This window comes from Pseudodesulfovibrio nedwellii, from assembly GCF_027923765.1.
Lineage (GTDB): Bacteria > Desulfobacterota > Desulfovibrionia > Desulfovibrionales > Desulfovibrionaceae > Pseudodesulfovibrio > Pseudodesulfovibrio nedwellii.
In genome coordinates, this window is record NZ_AP026709.1 from 1,794,801 (window position 1) to 1,821,765 (window position 26,965).

General features: G+C 50.4%; 32 protein-coding genes. 14 read left to right on the plus strand and 18 right to left on the minus strand.

All coding sequences use genetic code 11. The annotated features are described in order from the left end of the window. Together SYK_RS08390 and SYK_RS08395 are read left to right on the plus strand one after the other, a co-directional pair. Window positions 1–762, plus strand: a complete 762-nt coding sequence (locus SYK_RS08390) for an acyl-[acyl-carrier-protein] thioesterase (protein WP_281763136.1) — start codon at window positions 1–3, stop codon at window positions 760–762. Then, window positions 759–1,250 carry a GNAT family N-acetyltransferase gene (locus tag SYK_RS08395; protein ID WP_281763137.1) on the plus strand — a complete coding sequence of 164 codons (492 nt, stop codon included), beginning with the start codon at window positions 759–761 and terminating at the stop codon, window positions 1,248–1,250. Before SYK_RS08390 ends, SYK_RS08395 begins: the two co-directional genes overlap by 4 nt. On the opposite strand, the gene SYK_RS08400 is transcribed toward SYK_RS08395, so the two are convergent. Then, window positions 1,189–2,318, minus strand: a protein-coding gene (locus SYK_RS08400; RefSeq protein WP_281762720.1) for an IS3 family transposase whose coding sequence is annotated in 2 segments (ribosomal slippage) — window positions 1,189–2,066 and window positions 2,066–2,318 — 1,131 coding nt in all. Because the reading frame shifts where the segments join, the coding sequence is not laid out codon by codon here. The two genes, SYK_RS08395 and SYK_RS08400, sit on opposite strands and share 62 nt — an antisense overlap. A gap of 161 nt (window positions 2,319–2,479) precedes the next feature. Here SYK_RS08400 and SYK_RS08405 point away from each other — a divergent pair. Further along, window positions 2,480–3,307, plus strand: a complete 828-nt coding sequence (locus SYK_RS08405) for a transporter substrate-binding domain-containing protein (RefSeq protein ID WP_281763138.1) — start codon at window positions 2,480–2,482, stop codon at window positions 3,305–3,307. A 10-nt stretch (window positions 3,308–3,317) separates the two neighbouring features. Here SYK_RS08405 and SYK_RS08410 read toward each other — a convergent pair whose 3' ends face one another. The 6 genes from SYK_RS08410 to SYK_RS08435 form a co-directional block, all read right to left on the minus strand. Next, the gene (locus tag SYK_RS08410) at window positions 3,318–4,319 is read right to left on the minus strand and encodes an HD-GYP domain-containing protein (protein WP_281763139.1); all 1,002 of its coding nucleotides are present in this window, start codon (window positions 4,317–4,319) and stop codon (window positions 3,318–3,320) included. A 150-nt stretch (window positions 4,320–4,469) separates the two neighbouring features. Next, on the minus strand, window positions 4,470–5,393 hold the full coding sequence (locus SYK_RS08415; protein ID WP_281763140.1) for a hypothetical protein: 924 nt from the start codon (window positions 5,391–5,393) through the stop codon (window positions 4,470–4,472). Between the two features lie 17 nt (window positions 5,394–5,410). Continuing rightward, on the minus strand, window positions 5,411–6,367 hold the full coding sequence (locus SYK_RS08420; protein WP_281763141.1) for a tetratricopeptide repeat protein: 957 nt from the start codon (window positions 6,365–6,367) through the stop codon (window positions 5,411–5,413). 101 nt (window positions 6,368–6,468) lie between these two features. Continuing rightward, window positions 6,469–7,194 (minus strand): hypothetical protein, encoded by a 726-nt coding sequence (locus SYK_RS08425; protein WP_281763142.1) that lies wholly within the window; start codon window positions 7,192–7,194, stop codon window positions 6,469–6,471. 16 nt (window positions 7,195–7,210) lie between these two features. Beyond that, window positions 7,211–7,783: a glycogen-binding domain-containing protein gene (locus SYK_RS08430; RefSeq protein ID WP_281763143.1), complete on the minus strand. Its 573-nt coding sequence runs from the start codon at window positions 7,781–7,783 to the stop codon at window positions 7,211–7,213. Then, on the minus strand, window positions 7,776–8,333 hold the full coding sequence (locus SYK_RS08435) for an RNA polymerase sigma factor (RefSeq protein ID WP_281763144.1): 558 nt from the start codon (window positions 8,331–8,333) through the stop codon (window positions 7,776–7,778). The genes SYK_RS08430 and SYK_RS08435 overlap by 8 nt, the downstream gene beginning before the upstream one ends. A 140-nt stretch (window positions 8,334–8,473) precedes the next feature. Between SYK_RS08435 and SYK_RS08440 the strand changes: the two genes are divergently transcribed. The 9 genes from SYK_RS08440 (at window position 8,474) to SYK_RS08480 (ending at window position 14,127) form a co-directional block, all read left to right on the plus strand. Then, the gene (locus SYK_RS08440) at window positions 8,474–8,995 is read left to right on the plus strand and encodes a nitroreductase family protein (RefSeq protein ID WP_281763145.1); all 522 of its coding nucleotides are present in this window, start codon (window positions 8,474–8,476) and stop codon (window positions 8,993–8,995) included. Further along, window positions 8,995–9,615: an MBL fold metallo-hydrolase gene (locus SYK_RS08445; protein WP_281763146.1), complete on the plus strand. Its 621-nt coding sequence runs from the start codon at window positions 8,995–8,997 to the stop codon at window positions 9,613–9,615. The genes SYK_RS08440 and SYK_RS08445 overlap by 1 nt, the downstream gene beginning before the upstream one ends. Before the next feature lie 51 nt (window positions 9,616–9,666). Next, a complete protein-coding gene (locus SYK_RS08450; RefSeq protein ID WP_281763147.1) occupies window positions 9,667–9,861 on the plus strand; it encodes a hypothetical protein in 195 nt (64 codons plus the stop codon). Beyond that, window positions 9,858–10,463 (plus strand): flavodoxin family protein, encoded by a 606-nt coding sequence (locus tag SYK_RS08455; protein WP_281763148.1) that lies wholly within the window; start codon window positions 9,858–9,860, stop codon window positions 10,461–10,463. Before SYK_RS08450 ends, SYK_RS08455 begins: the two co-directional genes overlap by 4 nt. Window positions 10,464–10,543: 80 nt before the next feature. Beyond that, window positions 10,544–11,215 (plus strand): ComF family protein, encoded by a 672-nt coding sequence (locus SYK_RS08460; protein WP_281763149.1) that lies wholly within the window; start codon window positions 10,544–10,546, stop codon window positions 11,213–11,215. A gap of 115 nt (window positions 11,216–11,330) precedes the next feature. Then, window positions 11,331–11,642, plus strand: a complete 312-nt coding sequence (rplU, locus tag SYK_RS08465) for a 50S ribosomal protein L21 (protein ID WP_281763150.1) — start codon at window positions 11,331–11,333, stop codon at window positions 11,640–11,642. 20 nt (window positions 11,643–11,662) lie between these two features. Beyond that, entirely contained in the window at window positions 11,663–11,932 is a 270-nt protein-coding gene (gene rpmA, locus SYK_RS08470; protein ID WP_281763151.1) for a 50S ribosomal protein L27, read from the plus strand. A 103-nt stretch (window positions 11,933–12,035) separates the two neighbouring features. Further along, on the plus strand, window positions 12,036–13,061 hold the full coding sequence (gene obgE / locus SYK_RS08475) for a GTPase ObgE (RefSeq protein WP_281763152.1): 1,026 nt from the start codon (window positions 12,036–12,038) through the stop codon (window positions 13,059–13,061). Window positions 13,062–13,278: 217 nt separating this feature from the next. Continuing rightward, entirely contained in the window at window positions 13,279–14,127 is an 849-nt protein-coding gene (locus SYK_RS08480; protein ID WP_281763153.1) for an amino acid kinase family protein, read from the plus strand. 66 nt (window positions 14,128–14,193) lie between these two features. Here SYK_RS08480 and SYK_RS08485 read toward each other — a convergent pair whose 3' ends face one another. Next, entirely contained in the window at window positions 14,194–14,400 is a 207-nt protein-coding gene (locus SYK_RS08485) for a hypothetical protein (RefSeq protein WP_281763154.1), read from the minus strand. A gap of 92 nt (window positions 14,401–14,492) precedes the next feature. Between SYK_RS08485 and SYK_RS08490 the strand changes: the two genes are divergently transcribed. Continuing rightward, window positions 14,493–14,837 carry a helix-turn-helix transcriptional regulator gene (locus SYK_RS08490; RefSeq protein ID WP_281763155.1) on the plus strand — a complete coding sequence of 115 codons (345 nt, stop codon included), beginning with the start codon at window positions 14,493–14,495 and terminating at the stop codon, window positions 14,835–14,837. On the opposite strand, the gene SYK_RS08495 is transcribed toward SYK_RS08490, so the two are convergent. The 3 genes from SYK_RS08495 to proB form a co-directional block, all read right to left on the minus strand. Further along, on the minus strand, window positions 14,812–15,582 hold the full coding sequence (locus SYK_RS08495) for a hypothetical protein (protein ID WP_281763156.1): 771 nt from the start codon (window positions 15,580–15,582) through the stop codon (window positions 14,812–14,814). The genes SYK_RS08490 and SYK_RS08495 overlap by 26 nt on opposite strands. A 293-nt stretch (window positions 15,583–15,875) precedes the next feature. After that, complete coding sequence (locus tag SYK_RS08500) at window positions 15,876–17,042, minus strand: MFS transporter (protein ID WP_281763157.1); 1,167 nt, start codon at window positions 17,040–17,042, stop codon at window positions 15,876–15,878. A gap of 9 nt (window positions 17,043–17,051) precedes the next feature. After that, on the minus strand, window positions 17,052–18,212 hold the full coding sequence (gene proB / locus SYK_RS08505; protein ID WP_281763158.1) for a glutamate 5-kinase: 1,161 nt from the start codon (window positions 18,210–18,212) through the stop codon (window positions 17,052–17,054). Window positions 18,213–19,308: 1,096 nt separating this feature from the next. Between proB and SYK_RS08510 the strand changes: the two genes are divergently transcribed. Continuing rightward, on the plus strand, window positions 19,309–19,797 hold the full coding sequence (locus SYK_RS08510; RefSeq protein WP_281763159.1) for a YchJ family protein: 489 nt from the start codon (window positions 19,309–19,311) through the stop codon (window positions 19,795–19,797). Window positions 19,798–19,950: 153 nt separating this feature from the next. Here SYK_RS08510 and dxs read toward each other — a convergent pair whose 3' ends face one another. The 7 genes from dxs to xseA are packed head-to-tail and all read right to left on the minus strand — an operon-like array spanning window position 19,951 to window position 26,959. Further along, window positions 19,951–21,834 carry a 1-deoxy-D-xylulose-5-phosphate synthase gene (dxs, locus tag SYK_RS08515; protein WP_281763160.1) on the minus strand — a complete coding sequence of 628 codons (1,884 nt, stop codon included), beginning with the start codon at window positions 21,832–21,834 and terminating at the stop codon, window positions 19,951–19,953. Window positions 21,835–21,870: 36 nt separating this feature from the next. Beyond that, a complete protein-coding gene (locus SYK_RS08520) occupies window positions 21,871–22,776 on the minus strand; it encodes a polyprenyl synthetase family protein (RefSeq protein ID WP_281763161.1) in 906 nt (301 codons plus the stop codon). After that, window positions 22,773–23,015, minus strand: coding sequence for an exodeoxyribonuclease VII small subunit (gene xseB, locus SYK_RS08525; RefSeq protein WP_281763162.1), 243 nt, complete (start codon window positions 23,013–23,015; stop codon window positions 22,773–22,775). Before xseB ends, SYK_RS08520 begins: the two co-directional genes overlap by 4 nt. A 17-nt stretch (window positions 23,016–23,032) precedes the next feature. After that, window positions 23,033–23,620: a VC0807 family protein gene (locus SYK_RS08530; protein WP_281763163.1), complete on the minus strand. Its 588-nt coding sequence runs from the start codon at window positions 23,618–23,620 to the stop codon at window positions 23,033–23,035. Beyond that, on the minus strand, window positions 23,598–24,533 hold the full coding sequence (locus SYK_RS08535) for a M23 family metallopeptidase (protein WP_281763164.1): 936 nt from the start codon (window positions 24,531–24,533) through the stop codon (window positions 23,598–23,600). The genes SYK_RS08530 and SYK_RS08535 overlap by 23 nt, the downstream gene beginning before the upstream one ends. Before the next feature lie 12 nt (window positions 24,534–24,545). Further along, the gene (locus tag SYK_RS08540) at window positions 24,546–25,529 is read right to left on the minus strand and encodes a M23 family metallopeptidase (protein WP_281763165.1); all 984 of its coding nucleotides are present in this window, start codon (window positions 25,527–25,529) and stop codon (window positions 24,546–24,548) included. An 11-nt stretch (window positions 25,530–25,540) separates the two neighbouring features. Next, window positions 25,541–26,959 carry an exodeoxyribonuclease VII large subunit gene (gene xseA, locus SYK_RS08545; RefSeq protein ID WP_281763166.1) on the minus strand — a complete coding sequence of 473 codons (1,419 nt, stop codon included), beginning with the start codon at window positions 26,957–26,959 and terminating at the stop codon, window positions 25,541–25,543. Window positions 26,960–26,965 lie beyond the last annotated feature (6 nt).

Here is a 26,965-nt window from a genome sequence, read left to right on the forward strand (position 1 = left end):
ATGACATCACCCAATGACCTCACTCTTGAGCACCTGTACAACATACGCTCTTACGAACCCCGCACGGATGGTCATATATCAATCTCGTCCGTGTGTAATTATCTACAGGACATAGCCTCTCGCCATGCCGACTCACTCGGATTCGGGTTGCGCGATCTCCGCCAAAATGGTCATTTCTGGGTATTGGCTCGACTCCATGTCATGATGGATCGGATGCCTGAATTTGGAGAACAGGTCAGCGTAAGAACATGGCCCTCAGAAAACGAACGACTGGTAGCCCTTCGAGACTTCCTCATTCACGATACAGACACTCTCATAGGACGAGCCACCTCTTCCTGGGCCACCATTAATGTCGAGACACACCGCCCGGACAAACCTGACTCCGTGCTCAACAAACGATTCATCCCGAAACGTGACCACTCCATTGTCTTTCCATCCAAAGCCGTCACCCGCCTCAAACAAGGTGAGCATACCGTGGAAATCATGGCCCGCAAGGCCGATACAGACATCAATGGTCATGTGAACAACGTAAAATATATTGAATATTGTATGGAAGCCGTGCCACTAGAATGGGACAATGCGCACAGGTGCATGGGGCTGGACATTCAATTCAGAACCGAGTCCTTTGCTGGTGAAACGTATCAGGCGAGCTGCACTCTGGGTAAACCCGACAACAATATGGACACCTTCACGCATTCCCTGACACGCCTTTCAGACAACCGAGAAACAGTCCGCATGAAAACATGGTGGAAACCGGCATGAGCGATGATATAAAACTACGATTTGACACGACCGGCGTGGACTGGGCTGTGGCCGCCAATGTTTTGAAACGAGCACCTCTTAGCATTCGTGAACCGGACAAAATACAAGCAACTTTTGAAAACAGCAACCTCGTGTGCTTCGCATGGTTCAACAACGAACTCGTGGGGATGGCCCGTGCCCTGTCAGACGGAGTATACCAATCAGTTATCTATGACCTATGCATTTTACCGGAGCATCAGGGCAAACATTTGGGAAGTCGCATAATGAAAGCACTGACCAAACGTCTAAACACCCCCAGCGTGGTTTTATGGAGCGTCCCGGGCAAGGAAAAATTCTACGCACGGCTTGGCTTCAACCCCATGCTTACCGCCATGGCTCTTGTTAAAGATCCTGATTATGAGGGTCTCCCCGTTTTAGGGCTGGGCATTATGCGATTTTTTGGCTTTTTTCAGGTTCAGCCATGCCGGGCAATTGCCCGGCATGGCTAGCAAATTCGAACGGCGTCAAGTTGCCCAGAGATGTGTGAGGACGACTCACATTATAGTCTTCACGCCACGCCCCGATCTTACGCTGTGCATCGTCCAGAGACAAGAACCAGTTTACATTCAGGCATTCGTCTCTCAAACGTCCATTAAAAGACTCAATATATCCGTTGTCTGTAGGTTTTCCAGGTCTTGAAAAATCCAAAACAACGTTGTGTTCATAGGCCCATTTGTCCAAGGCCTTTGATGTAAACTCCGGTCCATTGTCGCATTTGATCCGGCTAGGAAATGATCGACCGACTGCAATGTATCCCAGAGTATCAGCGACTTGATCCCCAGTGATGCCTTGCCCCGTTTTGATGGCAAGGCATTCACGGGTGTAATTGTCTACCACAGTCAGCAATTTTAGCCGCCGACCATCAAACAGGGCGTCACTCATGAAATCAATTGACCAAACTTCATTAGGATTTTCAGCATTCTCAACATGCTGCCTATGAGCCGCGCTTACAATTCTTTTAGGACGTTTGCTGCGAAGGGTAAGCCCTTCCTCCCGATAGAGTCGGTAAACGCGTTTGTGATTGATTTGCCATCCTTCACGAAGCAATAAGATATGAATACGCTTGTAGCCATAACGAACTCGCGCAGCGGCTATTTCATGAATGCGCATGCGTAATTCTGCCTGATCATCGGTTTTGGGCTGGTAACCGTACAAAGATCGTGAAATCAATGCCACTCTGCAAGCATGACGGATGCTTACATCGTAATTGATTCTGAATTCATCGACCAGTTTGCGCCGACGAGCAGGCTTTAAAGCTTTTTTGACAGCACATCCTGCAACATGACTTTATCGAGGCTTAGATCTGCGACAAGCCTCTTTAATTTGCGGTTCTCTTCTTCAAGCATTTTCATCTTGCGGAGTTCACTGGTGCCCATTCCGCCATATAGCTTTTTCCAACGATAGAAGGTCTGTTCGCAAATGCCCATTTTACGAATGACTTCTTTGATGGGAGTGCCGTGTTCGGCCTGGCGTAGGGCAAAGGCAATTTGTTCTTCAGTGTACCTAGATTTTCTCATGGCGAAATCCTCCTGATTTGTAATAATCGATTTCGCCAAAAACTCACATTATCTTTGGGCCTATTTCACGGGAGAACGTCAAGCAGTTTGCAAAAAACGGATATATTCAACTTTAGGACCAGCATCCCGTGATTCGCCGCCCACACTTTCATTCACCCAGTATGCTTAATTTATCGATAGGCGTGCTCTTCCTGCTTCTGGCCGTGCCGACTCCTTCTGCTGCAAAACAAAAATTGATCGTAACACACGACTCAAACTACGAACCTTTGGTCTACATAAACGCACAGGGCCTTCCACAAGGATATTTAATCGATTTCTGGAAACACTTCGGCGAAGTCAACAACATTGATATCCGCTTCAAATTAGGTGACTGGCAAGAAACTCTGGACTGGGTGCGTACAGGTCAAGCAGATGTCCACGGAGGACTCTTCTATACCAAAAAAAGAAATGAATATCTTGACTTCGGAGAGCCGATCACCAATCTCTCGGCAGCCATCTATATTGCCAAAGGGTTGAATTGGGATGATATCAAACTATTCCCAGTGGGTATCGTGGCAGGTGGATACACTGAACATTTCATGCAGCATTCATGGCCAAACCACCCCATACGCCCGTTCCCGCAAGCCAGAGACATGATCAAGGCCGCCGTCGATGGAGACATCAAGGCCTTTGTCGCCGACCAACCCATCGCAGTCTTCTACTTACGAAAATTCAAAGCCCAAGGCCGATTCCTGAAAGAGAAAGACGCATATAGAAACACCCTAAGGGTAGCCGTAGCCGATGGGCGGAATGACCTGCGCACCTTAGTGCAAAATGGATGGAAACGGCTGGATGCGAAAAGACTCAACTACATTCGCAGCAAATGGTTTCTGGACGTGACACACGACAGGGGATGGGCTTTGACCGGCATACTCATGGTTGCAGTGGTTATGTTCATAGGCTTACTTTGTCGCATTCTTGGCCGACGATATACTCCACCCGAAGAATAATCTTTTTCGCCTATACCGACGCCTTAGCACCATTCATCCAGCCTCCTTCAGCCAAAGCTTCACCGAGAAGCTTAATCAAGGTCGGTTCGTACTTTCTCTTGTCCTTGATCAGGGCAATGGCTGCTTCGGCCACATCTTTGGACGATCGATAAGGACGAACGCCTATCATGGCGGAAAAGGAATCCGCCACAGCACAAAGTTTTCCGGCCATAGAAATATCCTTGCCAAAACGCCGGTCGGGATAGCCGGAGCCGTCATTGCGTTCATGATGTTGGCGCATACACTCCAACACAACGGGATCGGCAATCTTGAGGCGCTGCAACATCTTCAGCCCCGCGTCGATATGATTTTCAATGGATTCACGATCTCGCCGCACCAAGAAATGCTGTTTATCCCTGATGAAACGGGGCACCTGAGTCATGCCAAGATCATGCAGAAGTAATCCGAGAGCGACACGAGCCAAACCGTCCTTCTCTACAGCCCGTCCTGCGGCATGGACATGCAAGGTCAACCCGATAAACATCGAGTTGGTTGAGTGAACAGCCAGACTGTATTCCTTATCCAGAGTCTGAGTTAAAAACTCAACCCGGCTAGGATCTATCCAAAGGTATTCAGCCAATACGGAAATATCCTTAACCAACAATTCAAGCATACCTTTTTGCGGTTGCTCAAAAAACTGTTCCATACGATCTCGAAAGGCGAGAAAAAAGATTTCTGCCACTTCCACGGGACTAAAACCTTCCTCTACCAACAACATGCCAAGCCGCTTGCTCAAATGGCTGGCATAGATTCTGTAATCATCCCTGAGCAAAAACAGCCGACCTTCGGTGGCGATCATTGCGACTTCGGCCTGTCCGTCCGTGTCCAGACGAGCTTCGGCCTTATGAAATTTCTTTACCTGCCCCACAGCGGAATCAAATACATACAGATCCACAGGTGGACGAAATTTAGGAAAACTTTCCAAAATAGTTGCGCTGATTTGCAGATAGATCTCTTCAAAAAAATCCGTCATAAAAAACACGCACCTTCATTAATTCATCGATACCTGCAAAATAACCTGATTCAACAACAATTTTCAAGGCCAAGGTCCCCATACAAAAAATGGGACTCGTCACACAGACAAGTCCCATTCGGAATTTAGATATATTGAGTATAACAACAGCTACTTTTTGCCACCGCCATTACCGCCGCCATTACCACCACCGTTGCCGCCTCCGTTGCCGTTGTTACCGGAGTTACCCTTTCCGTTACTTCCAGAATTACCATTCCCGTTACTCCCGGAATTACCTCGCCCTCCCGAGGATGAAGAACTCTTGGAGGACTTGGAATCCTTGGCACCGGACTTGGCCTTGCTGGATGCCCGACTCAGACCGACAGCCTTGGACCCTTTGCCACCGGAAACACCAGGCGTCTTGGCAACGCCGGACTTAACGTTACGATTGGTCTTGTTGACCGTCTTGCCATACGCAGCGGCCACATGGACATTTGACGCAACCCCAACATTCTTTGTCTTTTGCTGATGCTGCTTTTTGTGCCCCAGTCCCAACGTGCTGGGATGTACACCCAGTTCATGGGCAATCTCACCCCATCCCATACCGGCAGTCCGCATGGACGCGATACTATCAACATCAATGGAGGCAGCACTGGCAATAGCCTTATCTGCAGCAACCTGCTTTTCAGTCAAAGCAGCCGTTGCAGCCTCTAACGCAGCCATGGCCTCTGCTTCTTCCGAAGAATCTTCTTCCGCAGCATCGACGGCTGCCTGAGCTTGAGCCACAGCAGCTTCAGCTTCGCTGACAGACTGCTCGGCATCGGCTACAGCCTGTGCTCCAACTTCAGCAACAGCTTCGGCCAAAGATTCGGCCTTGGCAGCTTGAGCCGGATTAGCAAAGGTTGATGTTTCATCGGCTGATTCATCGGCATCACCAGTATCACCGGTCTCTCCGGTATCTCCGGTATCCGTAGCGACATCCGTATCGCCGGTGCCTCCATCATCCGTTTGAGCAAATGCAACAGGGGCAGCCAACAACGCCATCAAAATAAAAACGACACACAACATATATATTTTATTCATCATTTTAAACATGATGTATCCTCCAACAGTTATTGAACTTCAGTAACAAATTTCACCGAGCGTTCAAGCGTAAAGGTTTTTTTACCGTAATCAATCGACTCGATGGTCCCAAACCAACTCAAAAGCAGCCTTGAAGGATCAATATCTGAATGTCCTCGTAAAATGGCATCTCGAACGGCCTTGGCATTAACCTTGGCCCGTTCCGCATCACCTTGTTGAAAGGAGACGATGTGCAATGACAGCTGTTCATTGGCAAGCATCATCGCGCTCAACACGTTCAGCGAAGCCCGACTATCGACATCCAAAGAAGTTGTTCCCGGTTTGAACGTCATGCTCTTAAGCGTAACATTACGTTTTCCAATGATAAAATTACGATAGAGAAAGTTTCCTTGCAGATTGAGTTGCACCGTAGCCTCCATGGCCAGGCTCCCATCAGGGTAATACTCAAGAAACTTCTTCCAAGCCGCAATTTCCTCCGAGGTCCGTCCCAATCCGCCCAGAGCAACAGCCCGATTATACAGGGCCTCGGGATTATATTTATCCAGTGCAACAACCTTGTCGTACTGGGCCAGAGCCTTAGTCCACTCTCCCCGATCAACATATCCGTGACCAAGGTAGAGATTCGCCGAAATATGTTCCGGGTTAAGGCGCAGAGTCTGTTTGTACGCGGCCTCTTCCCGTTCAAAATCAAGTGTTGCCCAGTAGCCTACACCGGTCCAAAAAACGTAGTCAGCGTTGTCCGGCTCCAAAGACACGGCCTTTTCTAAATAAGGAAGACCTTGCTCAGGCTTATCTAATGCCAAATAATATCGCCCGACATAGTAGGCTGAAGATGCGTCATCTGGATTTTCTTGAAGATGCTCTCCAAGAATTTCAATCCCATCTGCATATTTTTCCTGTTCAAGATAATACGGGCCGACGACTTTGGCACACCCCGCCATGCCCAACACAATCAAAACCAATATTAAAGCTATAGAACCTTTCACTCAAAAAACTCCCATGGAATTATCGCGATTAAAACCATTCCTACTAACAATATACCCAGACCCACTGGCTCAGGTCACAAAATACCGCAAAACTTCTGAAATTATTTCTTCCCAGTCATGCTGCGACTGGTAAAACCAAGACGAGCCGACACATCATTCACTGTCCCCATCTCGGATAGCACGCCAGACGAAACCTCACCGATGACGTTATCCGAAATACCGCGCTGCCTAGCTATAAGAACGACTCGCACAAGATACCGCCACTGCGGAGTCAAACCGCCAGAGGCAAAACCGGCTTTAAGCATGGAACGAGTCTGTTCTGGATCAAAGTCAATCTGACCAAGCAAAGAAATCATCTCTGCTCCGGTCAAAAAAATTTCTGGAGGTTGTCCATAGAATTTAGCCAGATACGCTTCGAAGTCATGTTCAGAAACACCTCTGGAAAGCCCCTCCCCCACAATAATCAGAACATCAGAAGCAACAGGTTCCAAATGTCGATTCAAGAGGCGACGAGCATTCTCATACGCGTTTAATTTCACCTGCAAAGCTAGACCGATACGTAAAGGCGCAACTTGCTTCGCCAAGCCTTCAGCCAATTTATCCTGTAATGGCGCAATTGGCAGTTTTTTTTCACATGCCGCAAACAATGGGGTAACAAGAGCTGTCCCTTCATCATCGGAAAAAGTCCCGGCTTTCACCAGTTCTCCGACCTCATTGAGGACTTCTGACGAAACTCCACACTCCACGGCGCGCTCTTTCATGCCAGCAAATGAATCGCTTTCGGCTCGGCTTGGTTGCACACCGAAAACAACCAATACGAAAAGCACACTCGCTAAAATTACTTTACAAAGCTTGTTCATTATTCTGCACCACAAACATAATGGAATTTCTGTTTCCAAAGCCATCATCACGCGTCAACGGCGCCAACGGATCTGGCACAAGATTCTTTCCATTCACCAAAAAAAGATATTCATGATCGCCAGGCGGCAACTCCGCCTCCAGCACCCATGCTCCAGCTTCAACGCTATACCACATAACAGAACGGTCTGATTTCCATCCATTGAAGGACCCTACTACCGAAACATTCTGAGCGGACATTCCCCCGTCATACATGACAAATTTAACTGTCGACAGTTGAAGACCGTCCGTACCCGGTGCCGGATTCATCTGAATAAAAGAAAAGGCCAACAGTGCAACGGCCAATGTGACCACAGGAATCACCTGAAACGGACGAATCGTCATGACCTGCGGTCGGACCAGCCATAAATATATTCGAGTCCAAACAGAAGGGGTCTTCGGGGAAAGCCCTTCCATGACACGCTCTGAAAATCCTTCAGGCACAGCCGTTTCCGGTGCACGCCGAATACTTTCAATGATAGCATCTTCCATCAGTATTTTCTTTTGTTCATCAGTCATTTGAACCCTCGTTGAATTGGTGTCGGACCATGTCCAACCCTCTGCTGAGACGCATTTTCGCCCCACTGACCGAAATCTCCAACGTTTCTGCTATTTCACGTACGGAAAAATCATATTTATATCTGAGAATCAAAGCTTCACGATATTTCACATCGAGCTTCTGCACGAGAATGAAGGCTTTGGCCCCATCCAATCGGGCGTGTATAGCCTGTTGTTCGTCAATCAAATCTTCATTTCTGACCATAACGGCGGCATCATCGACAAAGACATGCATGTCACGACCTCTTTTCCGAAGCCAATCCCGAGCCACGTTCAAAGAAACTGAATACAACCAAGGGAAAAAACGTTTCCTCACATTAAAGGTTCCGAGTTTTTCATAGGCACGAGTGAAGGCTTCCTGGGCAAGATCAGCTGCCATATCGGTATCGCCCAACATGCGCAGCATGAGATTATACACAGGCCCTTGGTACTCTCGCACCAGAAGTCCAAATGCCTGGGTATCCCCCAAAAGCACTTCACGTACTATTTCCGCTTCGCGTATATCTTTCATTCAAATCCTGATGGACCAAACATGAACTTCAACTCATCTGCACTTAATTATACGCCGCCCAAACCTCATTGGTCACAAAACTTGCCCGTCTCTCCGTCCTAAGCTAAATACATACACTCACCATGAAGGAGAACACAATTATGAACATACATGAGAATCCGATCCTTGATGCCATATTTTCTCGCCGGTCCATCCGTAAATACACGGAAGAGCCTGTTTCACGGCAAGACATCACGACTATCCTCGAAGCCGGTCAGTGGGCTCCCAGCGGACTGAATAATCAGCCTTGGCGTTTCTTGATCATCACCCGCGATGATCCACGTCATTCCAAACTGGCCAAATGCACCAAATACGCGCATATAGTCCGCGCTTCTGCAGCATGTATCTGCGTCGTGCTTGAAAAAGAAGCCATGTATAGTGAAATGAAAGATCATCAAGCGGTCGGAGCGTGCATTCAGAACATGATGTTGGCCGCTCATGCGCTCGGTATAGGCTCGGTCTGGCTCGGTCAAATCGTGAACGATCAGGCAACCTCTCTCGGTGCTCTTGAAATCAATCCCGAAACATACGAACTTCAGGCGGTCATCGCCCTCGGGCATCCCGATCAAAAGGGAAGCTCTAAGCGCAAAGACTTGTCTGAACTCATGCTGGAGGCATTTTAATGACCATAAAGACATTCAATCTTGGCCCACTTCAGACCAATTGCTACGTCCTGTCAGGCGAAAAAGAAGCTGTGGTCATCGATCCAGGCGGCAACCCCGCCGAGGTCGTGGAATATCTCAAGGCCAACAACCTCACCGTGACCCACATCCTAAACACCCATCTGCATTTTGACCACACCGCAGGCAACAGGGAACTTTCAGAAATTACGGGCGCCCCGATACTGTGCAGTGAAAAAGATGCCGACCTATTGGACACCTGGCTTGGGCGAGGCGGAGAAAACGGATTGCCACTTCTGGACTCTTACGAGTGGCAAAACATCGAGCCGGGAAAAACTCAATTTGCCGGCTTCGACTGCACCATCTTCCACACACCAGGTCACTCCACAGGCAGCCTGACCTTCTATTTCCCCGAAGCAGGAGCCGCCTTTGTAGGCGATTTGATTTTCTACCGCTCCATCGGACGCACTGACTTCCCCGGCGGAGATCTGGATGTGCTCAAACGGTCCGTGACCGAGCATATATTCACCCTGCCGCCTGCCACGAAATTGCTGTCCGGCCACGGCCCGGAAACCACTGTTTCCGACGAACAAAGCCATAACTCGTTCTTTTCGGAGTTTTAAATGAGTGAACCAATTCTCATAGATATCCGCGACAAATGTTGAGGCGTGGGCATGGAGATAGGTTGGTATCTCCGTTTCGCCAAGGCCGATGCCATCGAAGCCAAGGTTTCCCTCAAGGGAGCGGCTCAAGTGCGTCATGACGAAAACATCTTTCCGGACTGGAGCTTTGCATTTGAGGAGCATGAAGACCATGTGGTCGCACGATTAACCCGCAAAAACCCCCTTTTCAACAAAGAGGACACATGACCAAAAGCGTGATCTATGCATGCAGCCACCGACGGGGCGGCAACTCGGACCGGACGGCCACCCTGCTCGCTCAGGGCGTGGCCGAAGCCGGAGGAGAAGCAAACGTTCTCTACATTCGCAACCACTCTGTCATGGCCTGCCTTGCCTGTGACTATTGTGCAAAAGCAAAATTCAAACAGGGAATGGCGCGCTGTGTCCTCGGACAGCAGGATGACGCATATGAACTATTCGAACCAATGCTCACGGCCCGGACCGTATTCTTCACCTCACCTATCTATTTTTACCATCTCCCGTCCCTGTTCAAAACGTGGATCGATCGAAGTCAACAATTCTGGGCAGCCAAACAACTTGGAGAACCATGGGTTGCAGACCTTCCAAAACGTACGGCTCATGTGGTGCTTCATGCTGGTCGCCCTGCCGGTGACAAACTTTTTGAAGGAGCACAAGTCACTCTCAAATACTTCTTAAACAACTTCAATTTCACATTGGCTGAACCGCTGATATTCAGAGGTATCGACGAGCAAAATGATATGGAGGCGCACCCGGATTTCGAACAGCAGATTATCGAACTCGGTCGCACGGCGTGGGCTTCTGCCCAATGATACCTATGCCCGAATGGTTTCGCTGGTTCGCTCGCAAAACCCAATTGACAAGCAAACGCTGCCCGGTCTGCGGAGTGGTCATGCACGGTACAGATCTGATGTGTACATCTTGTAAAGAAGCAATTCCGATTCGTGTTGGCGGCTACTGCCCCACATGCGGTGCCATGTCCGGGCGTCCAGATGCACCGCCAAGCCAATGCCCTGAATGTCGACGCAACCCACCGCCATGGGACACCCTGTACTTTCATGGCCGATATGCCGACTTGCTGCGAGAGCTCATTATTTCGTATAAATTTTCTAACAACTTCGGAAGAAGCCATGTCCTCTCTGCGCTCGCTTGCACCACATTCAGAGCCAGAAAAATACGAATGCCAGACATCATTATTCCAGTGCCTCTACACAGCCGCAGACTGCTCTGGCGCGGCTTCAATCAAAGCTTGGAATTAGCAAAAGCATTGGGCAAAACATTTGAAAGACCAATTTTAAAGGAGGGGCTTGTTCGCACTCGCAACACTCCACCCCAGACGCAATTCGGACACAAAGAACGACAAAAAAATATCAAGAATGCATTCGCAGCAGATAAAAAAGGTATCGCAGGACAAACCGTACTGCTCGTCGATGATGTGTATACTACAGGCGCAACTTTGCGTGAATGTGCCCAAACAGTGAAGCGAGCCGGAGCCTTAGGCGTTGACATATTGGTTCTGGCCCGCACACAGCAGGGACCATGCAGACGCAGCTATATTGTATGAATTGGCCCAATCGATAAAAATCGACAAAAAAAACGCAAAAAAAACACATGAGGGCTTGACTTCCACCAAGGGTTGCGGATAGGTTGCCTCCTCTTACGAACTGGAGGTTTTTATTATGTTTGCTATCATCGAGACCGGCGGAAAACAGTACCGCGTTGAAGAAGGTCTTGAATTTAATGTAGATTTACTCAAGGCTGATGCCGGCAATAGCCTGAGCATCGATTCCGTTCTCCTGTTTGACAAGGACGGCGACACAAAGATTGGCGAACCCTACGTGAAGGGCGCGAAAGTCGAGTGCGAAGTCTTGGGCCATATCCGCGGTGAAAAAATCGTAGTCTTTCATAAGCTGTCCAAAAAGGACGCTCGCAAGACTCAGGGACACCGTCAGGATTACACTCAACTGAAAGTCAAATCCATCAACGCCTAGCGGCTTGAGGGGAGGATACAATGGCTCATAAAAAAGCTGGTGGTAGTTCCAGAAACGGTCGCGACAGCGCCGGACAAAGACGTGGCGTAAAGCGTTTCGGTGGTCAGGAAGTTCTGGCTGGCAACATTCTTGTTCGTCAGCTCGGCACCAAATTTCACCCTGGCGAAGGCGTTGGCATGGGCAGGGATTACACCCTGTTCGCTCTGGTCGACGGTCTCGTCAAGTTTGAGAAGTACACACGCAAAAAGGTCGTCAAGACCCGCGTGCACGTACTGCCCGCCGAGGCCTAGTTCTCGTTTAAAAAATGCATTTCTCGGGCAGGTGGCGTTGCAGAACGCTTCCTGCCCGTTTTGCTGTTTTCCCGCCGTCCATATGCGGCAGAGGTAATGTCTCATGCGATTTGTAGATGAAGCGACCATCAAGGTCACGTCCGGCAATGGCGGCAACGGTTGTGCCAGTTTACGGCGCGAAGCCAACATGCCCAAGGGCGGCCCTGACGGCGGAGACGGCGGCAAGGGCGGAGATCTTATTTTCCGTGGGTCTTCCCGCCTCATGACTCTGTACGATTTCCGTTTGAAACGCATGTATGGCGCAAAAAACGGTCAACAGGGCATGGGTCGAGACCGCTATGGTCGCGCTGCCGAGGACCTGATCGTTGATCTGCCTGTGGGCACTCTCATCTACGAACTCATTGAAAACGAGGACGGAACGATTGAAGAAAAGCTCATAGCCGATCTAGTAGAGGATCAAACTGAAGTGATCATCTGCAAAGGCGGTAAAGGGGGGCGGGGCAACCTGCATTTCAAAACGTCCACGAACCGCACACCTCGTTATGCCGAACCCGGCTTTTCAGGTGAGGAAAAGAAGATCCGCCTGGAACTGAAAATCCTGGCCGACGTCGGTTTGCTTGGTCTTCCCAGCGCAGGCAAGTCCACATTCATTTCCAAAATTTCCGCTGCCCGTCCAAAAATCGCGGCATACCCGTTCACCACGCTGGTCCCCAATCTCGGAGTCATCGAAGACGACGACTTCAACCGCATGGTCATCGCCGACATTCCAGGCCTCATTGAAGGGGCTTCCGAAGGACGAGGTCTTGGCATTACCTTCCTCAAACATGTTGAACGAAACCGCTTCCTCGTGCACATCCTCGCTGCCGAAGATGTCAACCGGGAAAACCCGATTGACGGTTACGACATGCTCAATCAGGAATTGTGTGAGTACAATGCCGAACTGGGCGACAAACCACAGATCAAAGTCATCAACAAAATCGACACGCTCACTGATGAAGAATTGGTCGACATAAAGACCAAGATCGAAGCCACTAGTGAAGAAGTCTTTTTCATCTCTGCACTCACTGGTGATGGTGTCGACAAACTTCTCGACAGAATGTGGAAACAACTCGCAGAACTCAGCGAATAATTTTTTCCAGTCCTTTTTTTTACTCCCGTATCCGAGGAGTCTTCAAGTCCGCCTTTGGCGGACTTTTTTTTAGACCGGACACAAAAACACATTTCACAATAAATAATTATTCCGTAGTCACTTCAACATGTGAGCACATATCATTCTCTTGTGTTTTTCTCCCGGCCAGGTAGTATTCAGATTCATACATCCAACAATTGACCCACGGAGGGACCACATGGGTAAGCTTATCAAAGAAAAAGGCGAAAAAGGCAGACTGCACATTGACACTCCCCTACTGGGTGAATCTCTGGTTGGCAAAGCTCTGCTCAGAAGCACTGAATCTGAAGAATACTTCCGTATGCAGCCGGAGGTAAATGTACTCAAGATCGGCGGCCAGTCCATCATGGATCGTGGTGCCAAAGCACTGTTCCCCATTCTTGAAGAATTGGTAAAAGCCAAAGAAAAACACAAAATTCTGCTCATGTGCGGCGGCGGTACCCGCGCAAGACATGTTTATAATATTGGCATTGACCTGGGAATGCCCACGGGTGTGCTGTCCAAACTAGGCGACAAGGTCTCTGCCCAGAATGCTGAAATGCTTTCTGTTCTCTTGGCAAAACATGGCGGGGCCATGATCGGTCATGGAGCCCACCTTGAACAGTTGCACATGTATTGCCAGCAAGGATACCTGCCCATCACCACTGGTATTCCGCCTTATGGATTCTTTGAACATCCAGCAGAAATCGGCTCAATCCCGCCCCACCGCACCGACTCGGGAGCCTGCCTGCTCGCCGAGAACATTGGCGCCAAGTCCCTCATCTACCTGAAGGACGAGAAAGGTATGTACGAGAACGATCCCAAAAAGGGCAATCGTGATACCATGAAGTTCTTCGACAAAATCCACGTGGATGAACTCATTGAAATGGACCTTGAAGATCTTATCGTGGAACGCCCGGTTCTGACCTTCCTCAAAAATGCCAAAACATTGAAGTCCTTTCAGATCATCGACGTCCTGCGCCATCCCGAGCACCTACACGCCGCATTGGAAGGCGAACACGTCGGCACTATTATTTACAAGGATTAAAAGCCCCTTTCTCCAACAAAAAAAGGCCGAAAGCTTATGCTTCCGGCCTTTTTCACGTCAGACGAACTATTTTTTTTCGCCTTCCGCCCCTTTGCCGTCACGGGTGAGATACACAACCTCAGCTCCAACGTGTTCAGCAATCTCGGTCAGTTCCACCTTGCGAATACGCTTGGCGTAAATTTTCAAATCCCCACCCTGAACTCCGACAACGCGGAAACGAGGCTTCTTTTCACCTTTGTCTGACCTGCGACGCTCTCTGACAAATATTTTCATAGCTTACTCCTTGGCATTGTGCCTTTGTGGATAATTGACTATACTAGATATATATCCTTAAAGCACATAGAGTCAAGAAGGACCTTGCAAAAATGTCAAAAAAAGTTGGTGGCGCCAAGCCACAAAGATACGTTCAGCCCTCCCTGCTCATGGCTTTGAGCAGCGGCCAGTCATACGGATATCAATTAATCCAATCTATTGGAGAATATGGTTTTCTACGCGGAGACGCCCCTCCGGGCATGATATACCGTCATTTGCGTCAGATGGATGAAGAAGGACTCGTCACTTCAGAATGGGACGCAGAAGGAGATGGCCCTGCCAAGCGGGTCTACGCCATCACGCCTGAAGGATTGGAAATCCTGGACGCATGGATTCATCACATGGAAAAACAGAGAGATCGACTCGACAGCTTTATTGCGCGGTACCGGCAAAAGTAGCAGGTATTTCCTTTTTCATGCCCGGCCCATGCTTTTTCTTACGTTTGCCATGAGCAGTTTCCCAAACACCGTGCTGCACGTTGCGTAATTGAAGCATGGGTTGTCCTGCCCAAAGCGAAGGACGAATCCAGTTGGCATCGATCACTACGTCTTCAGGTTGCGGGACCAATGGGTCTCGGTCGACCGACACGACACTGATTCCGGCGTCTGTCAGGTCGTGAACACGAAGGCGTGCAGGCAGATCGCGAAGCACTCCGTATTCGATGAATCGCCCACACCAGCCGTATTTGGTCAGCCCTACGGCAGCCAATGCGCCAATGATGCCATCGTTCGTGCCGCCCAATCCGTAGAGTTCAATATCTCCAGCCGTCCGCATGGCGTCCTTCTGGGTCACTTTCCGACTCGTGACCAGTTGGCTGTATGCAACAACGTCCGAAGTGACATCTGATTCTTGGACGAGGCACAGCCCCGGATCACTACCGGGTGCACAATGGATTTCAAGGTGTTCTATCGCCAAACGACGCAAAGTATCGAGCAAACCAGCATCAGCCATATCAACGATAGCGCAGGCTGAACTGTTATTAGATGTAAACGGGATATTCTCGAGACGTGGAAGTTGATGCCGAACGATGCCTCGCAAAGAGAAACCATCGGGAAGCTTATAGCCGAATTCCCGCACCAGACGCCCTGTTCCCATAGGCGCATCGTGATCATCCGTATCGTCGAAACCAAGATATATCCGCACAATCAGCCTCCATTTATGCTGTTGCGGGCACAATTCCACAACTCATAAGGGGAGGCAAGCGGTGTTTTCCTGCGTCGGAAATGACACTGATAAAAGATGTATCAGGCGAGAACTAAACGGTACAGAGCGCGTTCGTAACATCGCGTCACTCTTGATGCAGCACCATGTGCCACACCCAGTGTGCGCAATCTGCAATAGACATGCAGTGGATTGAAGGCATGTTGTAGCCGGGAACGTAATCCTGTCATGCTTTTCTTATCGACATATGCACAAAAATGATTAGGGGGAGGCTGTTATGCCTTAATATTTTTCACACCCAACAAAGCCAGCAGCAGAATAGCAAATGCGCACACCACTCCTCCGTAAAAAACAGCATCCATACCGAACAAGGCATAGATCATACCCATGAAAATCGGAGCGATAGTTTGTGCCAGCCGCAAAAGTAATCCATTGGCCGCCATGAACGCACCCCGCTGTTCCATGGGAGCGATGGAAGTCAACATTGTCATGATGGTCGGAATGTTCAGCCCTTGCGCCAAACCAAAAAAAATCACAGGCACAATGACATGCCACATACCGGGCGCATGAGGCATAAGCACCATGGACAGACCGTAAAAGACAGAAGCGGCAGCCAAAAGAGCGCGTTGTCCAAAACGTTCCGCAAGCTTTCCAAGCTGAAAGGAAGCTATGCCACTAAAGCCGGAAGCAACCAAAAAGATCATACCGATGGAGGCGGGAGAAGCCCCGTACCGAGTATCCAGCAACAAGGGAAGGTATGTCACAATAGGGCCGTAAAGAATGATGAACGTCAACAAGGTTGTCGCAAACAGCGAGAGGACCTGCCGCGTCTTCATCTGACGCAGTGCGTCAGCCATATAATCCTTGAGGCTGCCTGTACTTTTCGGTTCAGGAGCATCCATATTAAAAATAATAGCGACACCTAGGGGAATAGCCAACAAAGGAAGCAGAAATGGATAATTCCAGCCGAGCAAAGCCAAAACTCCACCCAAAGCAGGAAAGCCCGCCGTTCCCATGGCAAGAACGGACGCGTTGTACCCCATGGCCTGACCGCGCTCGCGTCCCTGATACATATCTCCGATCATGGTCCCGTAAATAACGCCTAGCGGCGCGGCTCCCATGCCCTGCAAAAACCGCAGAACGAGCAGTTGCTCAATATTCTGCGCAAAAAAACAGGCGCAGCCAAAACCGCCGAAGACAAAAAGAGAAGGGATCAAGATGGCCTTCCGCCCCACTCGATCCGCCATGATGCCGACCACTGGCGCAAAAAGTACGCCGGGTAAAGTAAAAACCGAAATAACCAGCCCGATCTTGGCCGGAGTGAACTGCAAACCAGTGATGAGATCCGGCAAAGCAGGGATAATACTTGAGACACCGAGTACCGCCATCAGCGTGACGCCGAAAACGAACTGCAAATTCTTGTCGAGATATATTTTTCGCATGAAATCCGGCTAAATAGCTGCGTCGAGCAACATGTTGTCCCGATGGACTGCCTCGTCAAAGGCAAGAGGACCGAGGATGGAGGCGAGTTCGTCCGTATGTTTTCCCTTGATGCGAATGAGTTCGTCAGCCGAGAAATTGGACTGTCCTACGCCAAGTTCCTCGCCTTCAAGCGTCTTGATGAAGACCAATGCTCCACGTTCAAAACACCCGTCCACCGCACTTATGCCGATGGGCAGCAGGGATTTCCCCTTGGTCAAAAGCGCGTTGGCAGCACCTCTATCAACCAGTATGGAACCAGCCGGATCATCATGATAGGCGAGCCAAAATTTCTTGCTGGAAACAACATGTTCACGAGGTAGAACAAGCGTTCCCTTGTTCTCGCTTTCAAGAGCTGCCACAATATCAAACTCGCCTTTGCCAGAGACAATGAAGGTAGGCACACCCAATTGGGCGGCACGGCGTGCGGCACGGAGCTTGGAGTACATGCCACCGGTTCCAACCAAAGTCTTGCCGTCACACATGGATTCCAAATCAAGAGCACAAATATTTTCGATGGTCGGCATGGACTGTGCGTCCGGATTATTTTCGGGGTTTTTGTCAAACACCCCGTCAGCCGATGTCAAATTGATAAACAGATCGGCACCGACCAATCCCAGACACATAGCGCCCAGGGTATCATTATCTCCAAACTCCAACTCACGGATGGACACAGTGTCATTTTCATTAACGATGGGAATCACGCCCCACTCAAGCAATCGCTCCATGGTGTTCCGTGCATTGAGAAACCGACGACGAAATTTGAGACCACTTCGTGTCAGCAGCATCTGCGCTGTAACTTTTCCATGAGCGGCAAAGGCTTCGTCATAGTCGTGCATCAGTCGCCCTTGACCAATGGCCGAAGCGGCCTGACGCGTTGCCATATCCTTATAATCCTTGCCATGTTTGCAAGCATTATCCGCGATACGCTGTCGACCGGCTGCGACTGCGCCGGACGTGACAAGCACCACGTCCATACCGCTGTCGCTCAATTCGGAAAGCTGCCTTGCAAGTCGTTCAATAGCATCAGGATTCAAGCCGTGTCCTGTCGTGACCACGGCAGAACCGACCTTGACCACCACACGCCGGGCTTTGCCAAGCAGGGAATGTCTGTTTACATCATTCTTCGTCATGGGGGGCACGGTACAGCAACATCATGGGTTTGAAAAGTGTTCGCTTTGAGTAGTAGCGGGCTTGAAGGATGAGGAAGAAAGTCTATTTTGGTGGGCGTTGCGTGCTTCGCAGTGAAAATGCAAACGGCATTGTTTCAAAGGTTTCGCCTTTACGGCGACCTGCTTTTTTTGAGGCGAAAAAAAGGAGGCAAAAAACGCCTTCTTCGGTGTGAGCCTGATAGCGGACCTAAGAGCCTGTACGCGGCTTTACTGCCCGACAGGATTGTCTGTGGTACAGACACTCGGTCGGGCCACGCTTCGCCGCGCGGGACAGGCTCTAAGGCCCGCTATCAATTGTTCGTCGATGTAAGGGGCTTCTCGTTGTAGGTGCTCATCTTTGATTCTAGGTTCTTCGATAACCATACTTAATTTTTGAATCTTACTTCATCCCCTTTTTTGACTCAGACTCTTCGACAACCATGAACAATTAACATTTCAATGCTATCTTTCCCTCAAAGGTTCTTTTTCCCAATCAAACACAAACTTAATCAGCTCTTCGCTCACCATAGAGGGCCTTGGGGTGCTCCAGCACCCCAACACCGCTCTCCCTCCGAAGACAATTTCTTCCTCCCAACCAGACGAAGACCGATCCCAGCCCTTGATCGACGGCTTAGAAGCTGACCAATCGAAGAAGGCGGCTCTTGTTAGGAGATCTGTTAATTTGTCTTAAACTGAAGGATAATGGGAGAGGCAGAGCTTATACTTTTAATAGGGTGGAGCCGACTCGATTGGATCAGATTCTTACCGCCGATCATGGGGGCGGCCAAGCTAGCGAGCCGAGTTTTTTGGTTCTTTTTGGGGCGGCTCAGCCAAAAAGATCCGCCGCCCGCGCAGGGCATGGAAAGCCTTGGGTGCTTCAGCACCCAACAATGACTCTCGCCAAAGGCGCATCTTTCAAATAAAAAGGCCGCTTCCAAAGCGGCCTTTTTATTTCCCATCGGGGTTTAAACCCCGACAACTTCAGACTCGCTGCTCGAAGCGACTCAATCATTACTCATTGACACTCACCAACAAATCTCTACAATCCGCGAACCAAACTCAAACCGAGGGAAGCAATATGTCTCAAAAATGCCCATGCGGCTCCGGCAAAGAAACCGCCCAATGCTGCACCCCCTATATTTCCGGTAAGGCCGACGCGCCCACAGCCGAAGCGCTCATGCGCGCAAGGTATTCCGCATACGTGCTCAACGAACTGGACTACCTGAAGGTAAGTCTCGCACCCGAGACCCTGAAAGGTCACGACGAAGAATCCGTTCGCGAATGGTCTGAAAAGGCTGAATGGCTTGGCCTGACCGTCCATGACACTTGGGCTGGCCTTGAAGATGATACCGACGGTATCGTGGAATTCTCTGCCAACTACGCCATCGATGGAGAGGAACTTTCTCACCGCGAACGCAGTCACTTCCGCAAGGATGACGGCAAATGGTATTATGTAGATGGCGATATGGTTTCCGGTCCGCCTGTCCGCAAAGAACCCAAGGTAGGCCGCAATGAGCCATGCCCATGCGGTTCCGGAAAAAAATTCAAGAAGTGCTGCGGCCGTTAACCTAAACGACCAAAGTCATTAGGCTGAACTAAAGGCCTTTTCCGACACCGGAACGGGCCAATCAGCTACTCTTGTCTATGATACCAACGCACATTTGCGCTGGCGAAATGGACGTTGAAACAATCCTCTGCCAACGAATTGCACCAGTCAGGATTATTCACATAAAGAACGCATAGCCCGCTTTATACCAGCTTTGTCGATGCCCAACATGGATCGCAATTCTTTTTGCGTACCGTGTTCAACAAACTCATCCGGTATACCAAGTTGACGGACCATCTTGTCTCGCAAAGCATCATGTCCGGCTAACAATTCAAGAACGGCAGAACCAAAACCTCCGGCCTCAGCATTTTCTTCCACCAATAAGATACGCTCAAACCGTTCCACCAACTCCAGCAGTTGTTTTTCAGGCAAAGGCTTGACGAACCGACTGTTGAAAACCGCCACATCCAATCCATCTTTTGCCAGCTCCATGGCCGCTTCCACGGCAGGATAAACCCGCGAACCGATGGTAATGATAATTGCATCCTTTCCATCGTGCATGAGCTCCCCTTTACCTATGGCAATTTTTCTGGGAGTCTTTGACACCTTGGCTCCGACACCGGTACCACGCGGGTATCGCATGGCGCACGGGCCGTCATACGCAAAAGCCGTAGCCATCATCTGGGCAAGCTCCGCTTCATCCTTGGGAGCCATAACCACAAGATTCGGGACCTGTCGCAAAAAGCTCATGTCGAACGCACCATGATGTGTGGCACCGTCTTCGCCAACAAGACCGCCACGATCAAGAAAGAAATTCACATTCAAATTCTGCAAACAAACATCGTGAATGATTTGATCATAGGCCCGTTGCAGGAAAGTGGAATAGATAGCTACTGCGGGCTTGAAGCCCTGTGTAGCCAATCCGGCTGCAAACGTGACCGCATGCTGTTCACAGATTCCAACGTCCACGAAACGCTCCGGGAACTGCTCATAAAAACATTCGGTACCAGTGCCTTCGGGCATGGCGGCGGTGATGGCCATGATGGACTCATCCTTCTCTGCCAAAGCGCACAGTGTGGACCCGAAAATGGACGTATAGGATGGCAGCCCGGAACCTGAAAATTTACGAGCCAAACCGGTTTCGGGAATAAATTTACCGACCCCGTGATAGTGGGAGGGATCAGACTCCGCCGGTTCATACCCCTTACCCTTCTTGGTCATGACGTGCACGAGCACAGGCTTGTCGAGCTTCTTGATCTCTTCAAAAACCTTAACCATCTTGGCCGTATCGTGCCCGTCAATAGGACCGACATAGGTAAAATGGAATGCCTCGAATAAAATACCGGGGGTAAAAAAAGATTTCACAGAATCGCCATAGCGCTTGGCGTATCCAGCCAGATCATCACCAATCTTGGGAATAGTTGCGAGCAGTCCTTCCACATCGCTCTTCAACCGCTGCAAAAATGGCGTGGTCATCTTGCGACTCAAAAACTGAGATAATGCACCCACGTTTTTGGAAATGGACATCTCGTTATCATTGAGAACCACAACCATCTTGCGACCAAGATCACCCGCCTGATTCAACCCCTCAAAAGCCAATCCGGCTGTGAGAGAACCATCCCCGATAACCGCGATAACTTCGTTATCATCACCCTTGAGGTCGCGCGCCATAGCCATGCCAAGCGCAGCGGAAATGGATGTGGAGGAATGGCCCACGCCAAAATGATCATACTTGGACTCGGCCATACGAGGAAACCCGCTGAGCCCACCCTTTTGACGCAGCGTCGAAAATTCCTTGAGCCGTCCAGTGAGTAATTTATGGGCGTATGCCTGATGCCCAACGTCCCAGACCAGTTTGTCCTTATCAAGGTCGTATGACTTGAACAAAGCAAGAGTCAGTTCAACAACACCAAGACAAGGCGCAAGGTGCCCACCGTGGTCGGACACCTGACTGATGATAATGTCACGCAATTCCTGGGCGAGAACATCAAGTTCGTCACCTTCCAGACCGTGAACATCATTAGGCTTATTTATTTTAGACAGGATTTCTGTCTTCATGGGGTCTTTTATCATAAGGGATAAACTTTATTCCAATCAGTAAACCCTGTCCACTATGTAGCGGGCGAGGTGTTCAAGAAATTCTTTTTCAGGTCCAGTACAATTCGAAAGGTGTTTCAAGGCAGCACCGATATGCTGTGATGCCAACTGCTTACTCTTCTCAAGGCCTATGAGTGACGGGTACGTCGACTTACCCATTTCCTCATCACTGCCGGCAGGTTTACCCAGTGTTTCCGTGTCGCTGACAACATCGAGTACGTCATCCACAATTTGGAACGCAACCCCAATGGACTTGCCGAATTCGCGGGCATTGTCGATATCCGATTCATCGGCACCGGACAGGATAGCCCCACACTCACAGGCCGCAGTGATAAGCGCACCGGTCTTCATGGCATGCATCTCGCGCAATTCTTCAAGCGGCACGTCATCCCGGCCCGTAAATTCCATATCGACAACCTGGCCACCGACCATACCGCCGGAACCAGCCGCAATGGCCAGCACATAAATGGCACGCAAAACCCGGTCGGCAGGCAATCCCTTGACGATAGAGGCCGCGCTCATCAACCCGAAGGCTTCGGTAAGCAGGCCGTCACCAGCCAAAATAGCTGTAGCTTCATCAAACTGTTTGTGATTGGAAGGCTTACCTCGACGCAGGTCATCATCATCCATGGCAGGTAAATCGTCGTGAATAAGCGAATAGGTATGGATACACTCAAGGGAAGCCGCAAACGGCATAACCTTGTCACCCATGTCCGCCTCATCTGGGGCCAACATTGTAGCCCATGACAGGACCAACACTGGCCGCAATCGCTTGCCACCAGCCAGCAGAGAGTATTCCATGGACTTGAGCAGACGAGGCGGAATGCCACGGTCCTTCATGCACCCGGAAAGAAACGACTCAACGGTTTCAGCACGCTGTGCCAACTGTTCCTTGACGGTCACGACGCTTCCTCCGCATCATCACCGAGTTCACTCAATGCGTCGAATTCCTTGATCAGCCCTTCGGACACGATCCTGACTTCGTTGCGAGCGTTCTCCAACTGGGAACCGCATCCTTTGACCAGTTCAAGACCTTCCTTGTACAAGGCCACACCTTCTTCCAAAGGCTGATCGCCACGTTCCAGCTTCTCGACGACAGTTTTGAGCCGTTCCAATTTCTTTTCAAACGTATCTTTTGCCATATTCAACTCCGTTCAGGTCACATGACACGCTGCCAATATCGCCGGGGATACCAGTAGCTCAAAGCGATCAAACCGGCCACGACCGGCCAGCCAAGGACAAGCCTTGCCGCCAAATAAATTTCTACGGACATGGAATTCATGATACCCCACGCCACCACGCCCTTAAGCACATACGCGCCGCCCCAAAAAAAACTCAGACGGAGCCAAAGCGAACGATAATATTTGCTCGTCCTGATCTCCTCGGGAAAAGCATCGATGCCAGCCATTTGTTCAGCCAATATCTGAATAAGCGGTTTACGCGCGCCCATGGACGCGAGAAAAACCCCACCCAACACCCAATCCGACACGATGGGAGACATCAAATACCAGTCCGGGTCACGCATGACCAGCACTCCGGCCAATTCCGAAAGCGCATAGGCTGCACCAATCCCGGAAAACCCGTCGGCCTCACCTGTCTTGACCCAAAACCAACCCAATACGCCTAAACCCCAAAGAGACGCAGCCACGGCTCCAACCAACGCCATATCGAATTTACGCCCGACATAATAAATGGCTATCGGGGCGACTGCGCCGAGCAGTATTCTATTGAGCGGTGTGTATGCCATCAATCCATCCCATCTGCGGCATTGTATCAACATTTATAGAAAACAATGGTTCAGGATCAACAACCTGCCCTTGAACAAAAGTTCCCAAATGGAGATGTGCCCCATTCACTCTGCCGGTGGCACCGGACAGGCCTATTTTCTGACCGGATGTCAACATGTCACCTTCATTGACCAACACTTTGGACATATGAGCGTACATGGAAACAAAACCATTTCCATGGTCTACATAAATACAATTACCAGCATAGTAAAAGTTCCCTTTCAAGACAACTCTTCCAGCAGCCATGGCATACAGTGGAGTGCCTTCCCAAGCACGAAAATCCAACCCTGTGTGACGACTCGCCGTGTCACCGTTGAAAATTCTGTATAGCCCGAAACGGCTGAGCATCTTGCCCTTGGCTGGTCTGGAAAATGGCAACTTCCAATACCGCTCGGGGGAAACCGTATTGAGCACGGCCTTAATACGTTCTCGTTCCTTCGCAATCCGTACCAACGCTTCCTTGGGTGGTTTGACCATCTTCGGCGGAACAGACAAAGTCTCCTTGCCCCACGCTGACTCGACCACGGTGATGTCTTTGGCAAACGTATATGTGTGGCCCCAAAAAGATGCCGTTACATTGATAGGATACACGCCAAGCTCTCCACGCAGACGAATTCCAAGATACACCAGCGCGTGATATTTCCCACCGCCTTGAGTGATGGTCGGTCGAACGTCACGCCCAGCCCAATGAACCACTACGTCATCAAGTGGATACCAGGAGGTCACGTTGACCAACAAAGGTTTACCTACACCTATCGTGTCCGGGGAATCGATCTCGACCATTCCGGCAGCACCTGCAAGGACAGGCAACAACAAGCACACAACAACAATCGGCAGGCAAAGCCCGCGCAACAAGACGGATATATTTTTCATGGAGTCTGGGACCTAATTCAACAATTTATCAGCGCTGTTATCAAAAAGCGGTTGGGGATCAACCAATTCACCAAGAACCGACAAAGAAAAATGCAGATGTGGGCCTGTGGCGCGCCCGGACATACCAGACAATCCGATTGCCTGACCTCGCTGAACCTTGTCGCCCTCTTTAACAATGGGCTTGGACAAATGGAAATACATGCTTACAACGCCGTTGCCGTGGTCGATATACACAGAATTGCCTGCGTAATAATGGTCTCCCACCAATACAATCACACCGTCAGCCACGGACTTCACAGGGTTACCCATAGGCGAACGCATGTCCTGACCCCGATGCGGATTTTTCGATTTGCCATTAAGGATACGACGCAAGCCATAGGTGCTGGAAATCTCTCCATCCACCGGACGCAGCAAAGGCAAACGCCAGAGCCGTTTCGGAGTAAGTGTATTTTTGGCTGCTGTTGTCTGTTTGCGCTCCTCGGAAATACGATCATAGACATCCTGAGGTGGCGTGACCATGGCCGGCGGCAGGGTCAATTCCTGCTTGGGGTATTCCTTGCTCGTGACCTGAACAGTACGGCGCAGAGTGTTCTCCTTGCCGTCCACCGATGCGATAACAGACAAGTCCTGCTTGCCTGCTTTTGTGTCCAACACATCGGAGCCAAGCATAACCAACGCCACATGTCGGTTGTTCCAGACAGAAATGGACGGCTCGACCTCCTTGCCCAACCAATACACGGACACGGAGTCCAACGGTTGATCAGAAGTCAGACGCACCAAAAAAGGTTGCCCAACGCCCACACGGGCAGGGGCGGCCAGCACCAAAGCAGACCCGTTATTCACCGGTGCCACTTGCTCGGCAGCGCCAGCATCTTTCGGCAGGACAAACACACCGTCGCCTTCTTCAAGCCCAAAATCCTGAGCTGTCACGGAAACAGGGGAAAAAGGAAGTGTCATGGCAATAACCAGGAACAGGAGAAGGAAAATCCGTTTCATAAATATACCTATTAGTCTGATGAAGTCTCGTCGGTTACAACGGCGGCCACTGAGCCGCCTTTCACTCTGATATCAAGCCCGTCGCCCTTCGTCACCCCTTTCGGGTCACGTAAAAACTCTCCAGTCCGATTAATGCGCACCAATGCGTATCCCCGCTCAAGCGGTCCTTCGGGATCAAAGCCATGCAAAGCAGTCTGTAACAGCTCAAAGTCCTGTGCCTTGCCTTCACTGAACCGTTGCGCCCCTTGAGTCAAACGATGCGCCAATCCTGCCACTTCAGAGGCCAGCCCATCAACCTGCACCGTGCCAAAGGCCCGGTTTAACCGGTCTGTTGTCCGCACAGCGTCATCAACATGATCATAAAAAGTATCCAATCCCGCGCCCTGAAGCCGAGCTGATAACGACGTAAACTGATCTTCCATGCGCTCCAGCCGCCGTTCGGGCGACAGCCACACAAGAGCCTTGCGCAAATGTTCAAAATCCTTGCCCTTCCCAAGCAGCCAATTCGCATACGCTCGACCCAGCCCCATATCGAGCACGTCCAATTTCTGCACCAATGTTTCACGTTGGGGCCACAATTCCTGCACCGCATGGCTCGGGGTGGCCACCCGTTTATCCGCTACAAAATCGGCTATGGACACATCTGGTTCATGCCCCACACCGGACACCACCGGCAGCCTGGCGCGATAGATGGCATCCGCCACCGGCTCGGTATTAAAAGCCCACAAATCTTCCAACGATCCACCGCCGCGAATAAGCACAACGACCTCGGCCCAATCATCCGCATCCGCTGCATCCAGTGCCGCCGCGATTTGTTCCGGGGCCTGATCGCCCTGCACCAGTGAAGGATAAATTCGTATTTCCGCACCCGTTCCACGCGTATCGGCAATGCGTAGGAAATCCCGAATAGCCGCGCCTGATGGCGACGTAATAACCGCCACCCGCCGGGGATTCTTCGGCACTGCGATTTTGCGATCCTCATCAAAGTATCCCTTATCGGCAAGTTTCCGTTTCAACGCCTCAAAGGCCACGGCCAGATCACCCACACCCTGATCCTGCACCAATTCAGCCACCAATTGATACTGACCACGCGGTTCATATACATTGAGTCGACCTGCACACAGCACTTCCATGCCGTCCTCCAGTCCACTCCCGGTCAAAGCTGTCGCGCCCTGCTCTTCTTCGATCTCACCCGTGAGCGGATTGACCCGTTCCTCACCACGATTCACCGGCTCGGCAGACCGTTGCGAGGATTTGAACCAGACCACAGACAAGGCCGCGTCGCCATCGGTCAACGTAAAATACACATGCCCACTGGCCGGACGCGCCAAGTTCGTCACCTGACCACGCACCCAGACAAACGGAAATTCCGCCTCAAGAAGCGCCTTGACGGATTTTGTAAGTTCACTGACTGAAAGAATATTGGACAATGGATG

Excerpts from the sequence above, each read along its gene's own strand:
- SYK_RS08500 (WP_281763157.1), bottom strand. The coding sequence starts at position 17,042 with ATGCGAAAAATATATCTCGACAAGAATTTGCAGTTCGTTTTCGGCGTC.
- dxs (WP_281763160.1), bottom strand. The coding sequence starts at position 21,834 with ATGAAGACAGAAATCCTGTCTAAAATAAATAAGCCTAATGATGTTCAC.
- SYK_RS08440 (WP_281763145.1), top strand. The coding sequence starts at position 8,474 with ATGAACATACATGAGAATCCGATCCTTGATGCCATATTTTCTCGCCGG.
- SYK_RS08390 (WP_281763136.1), top strand. The coding sequence starts at position 1 with ATGACATCACCCAATGACCTCACTCTTGAGCACCTGTACAACATACGC.
- SYK_RS08490 (WP_281763155.1), top strand. The coding sequence starts at position 14,493 with ATGTCAAAAAAAGTTGGTGGCGCCAAGCCACAAAGATACGTTCAGCCC.
- SYK_RS08415 (WP_281763140.1), bottom strand. The coding sequence starts at position 5,393 with ATGTTTAAAATGATGAATAAAATATATATGTTGTGTGTCGTTTTTATT.
- SYK_RS08530 (WP_281763163.1), bottom strand. The coding sequence starts at position 23,620 with ATGGCATACACACCGCTCAATAGAATACTGCTCGGCGCAGTCGCCCCG.
- SYK_RS08460 (WP_281763149.1), top strand. The coding sequence starts at position 10,544 with ATGCACGGTACAGATCTGATGTGTACATCTTGTAAAGAAGCAATTCCG.
- SYK_RS08430 (WP_281763143.1), bottom strand. The coding sequence starts at position 7,783 with ATGACTGATGAACAAAAGAAAATACTGATGGAAGATGCTATCATTGAA.
- proB (WP_281763158.1), bottom strand. The coding sequence starts at position 18,212 with ATGACGAAGAATGATGTAAACAGACATTCCCTGCTTGGCAAAGCCCGG.
- SYK_RS08395 (WP_281763137.1), top strand. The coding sequence starts at position 759 with ATGAGCGATGATATAAAACTACGATTTGACACGACCGGCGTGGACTGG.
- SYK_RS08405 (WP_281763138.1), top strand. The coding sequence starts at position 2,480 with ATGCTTAATTTATCGATAGGCGTGCTCTTCCTGCTTCTGGCCGTGCCG.
- SYK_RS08435 (WP_281763144.1), bottom strand. The coding sequence starts at position 8,333 with ATGAAAGATATACGCGAAGCGGAAATAGTACGTGAAGTGCTTTTGGGG.
- rpmA (WP_281763151.1), top strand. The coding sequence starts at position 11,663 with ATGGCTCATAAAAAAGCTGGTGGTAGTTCCAGAAACGGTCGCGACAGC.
- SYK_RS08445 (WP_281763146.1), top strand. The coding sequence starts at position 8,995 with ATGACCATAAAGACATTCAATCTTGGCCCACTTCAGACCAATTGCTAC.
- xseB (WP_281763162.1), bottom strand. The coding sequence starts at position 23,015 with ATGGCAAAAGATACGTTTGAAAAGAAATTGGAACGGCTCAAAACTGTC.
- SYK_RS08455 (WP_281763148.1), top strand. The coding sequence starts at position 9,858 with ATGACCAAAAGCGTGATCTATGCATGCAGCCACCGACGGGGCGGCAAC.
- SYK_RS08510 (WP_281763159.1), top strand. The coding sequence starts at position 19,309 with ATGTCTCAAAAATGCCCATGCGGCTCCGGCAAAGAAACCGCCCAATGC.
- SYK_RS08410 (WP_281763139.1), bottom strand. The coding sequence starts at position 4,319 with ATGACGGATTTTTTTGAAGAGATCTATCTGCAAATCAGCGCAACTATT.
- SYK_RS08485 (WP_281763154.1), bottom strand. The coding sequence starts at position 14,400 with ATGAAAATATTTGTCAGAGAGCGTCGCAGGTCAGACAAAGGTGAAAAG.
- rplU (WP_281763150.1), top strand. The coding sequence starts at position 11,331 with ATGTTTGCTATCATCGAGACCGGCGGAAAACAGTACCGCGTTGAAGAA.
- SYK_RS08450 (WP_281763147.1), top strand. The coding sequence starts at position 9,667 with ATGGAGATAGGTTGGTATCTCCGTTTCGCCAAGGCCGATGCCATCGAA.
- SYK_RS08480 (WP_281763153.1), top strand. The coding sequence starts at position 13,279 with ATGGGTAAGCTTATCAAAGAAAAAGGCGAAAAAGGCAGACTGCACATT.
- SYK_RS08540 (WP_281763165.1), bottom strand. The coding sequence starts at position 25,529 with ATGAAACGGATTTTCCTTCTCCTGTTCCTGGTTATTGCCATGACACTT.
- SYK_RS08535 (WP_281763164.1), bottom strand. The coding sequence starts at position 24,533 with ATGAAAAATATATCCGTCTTGTTGCGCGGGCTTTGCCTGCCGATTGTT.
- obgE (WP_281763152.1), top strand. The coding sequence starts at position 12,036 with ATGCGATTTGTAGATGAAGCGACCATCAAGGTCACGTCCGGCAATGGC.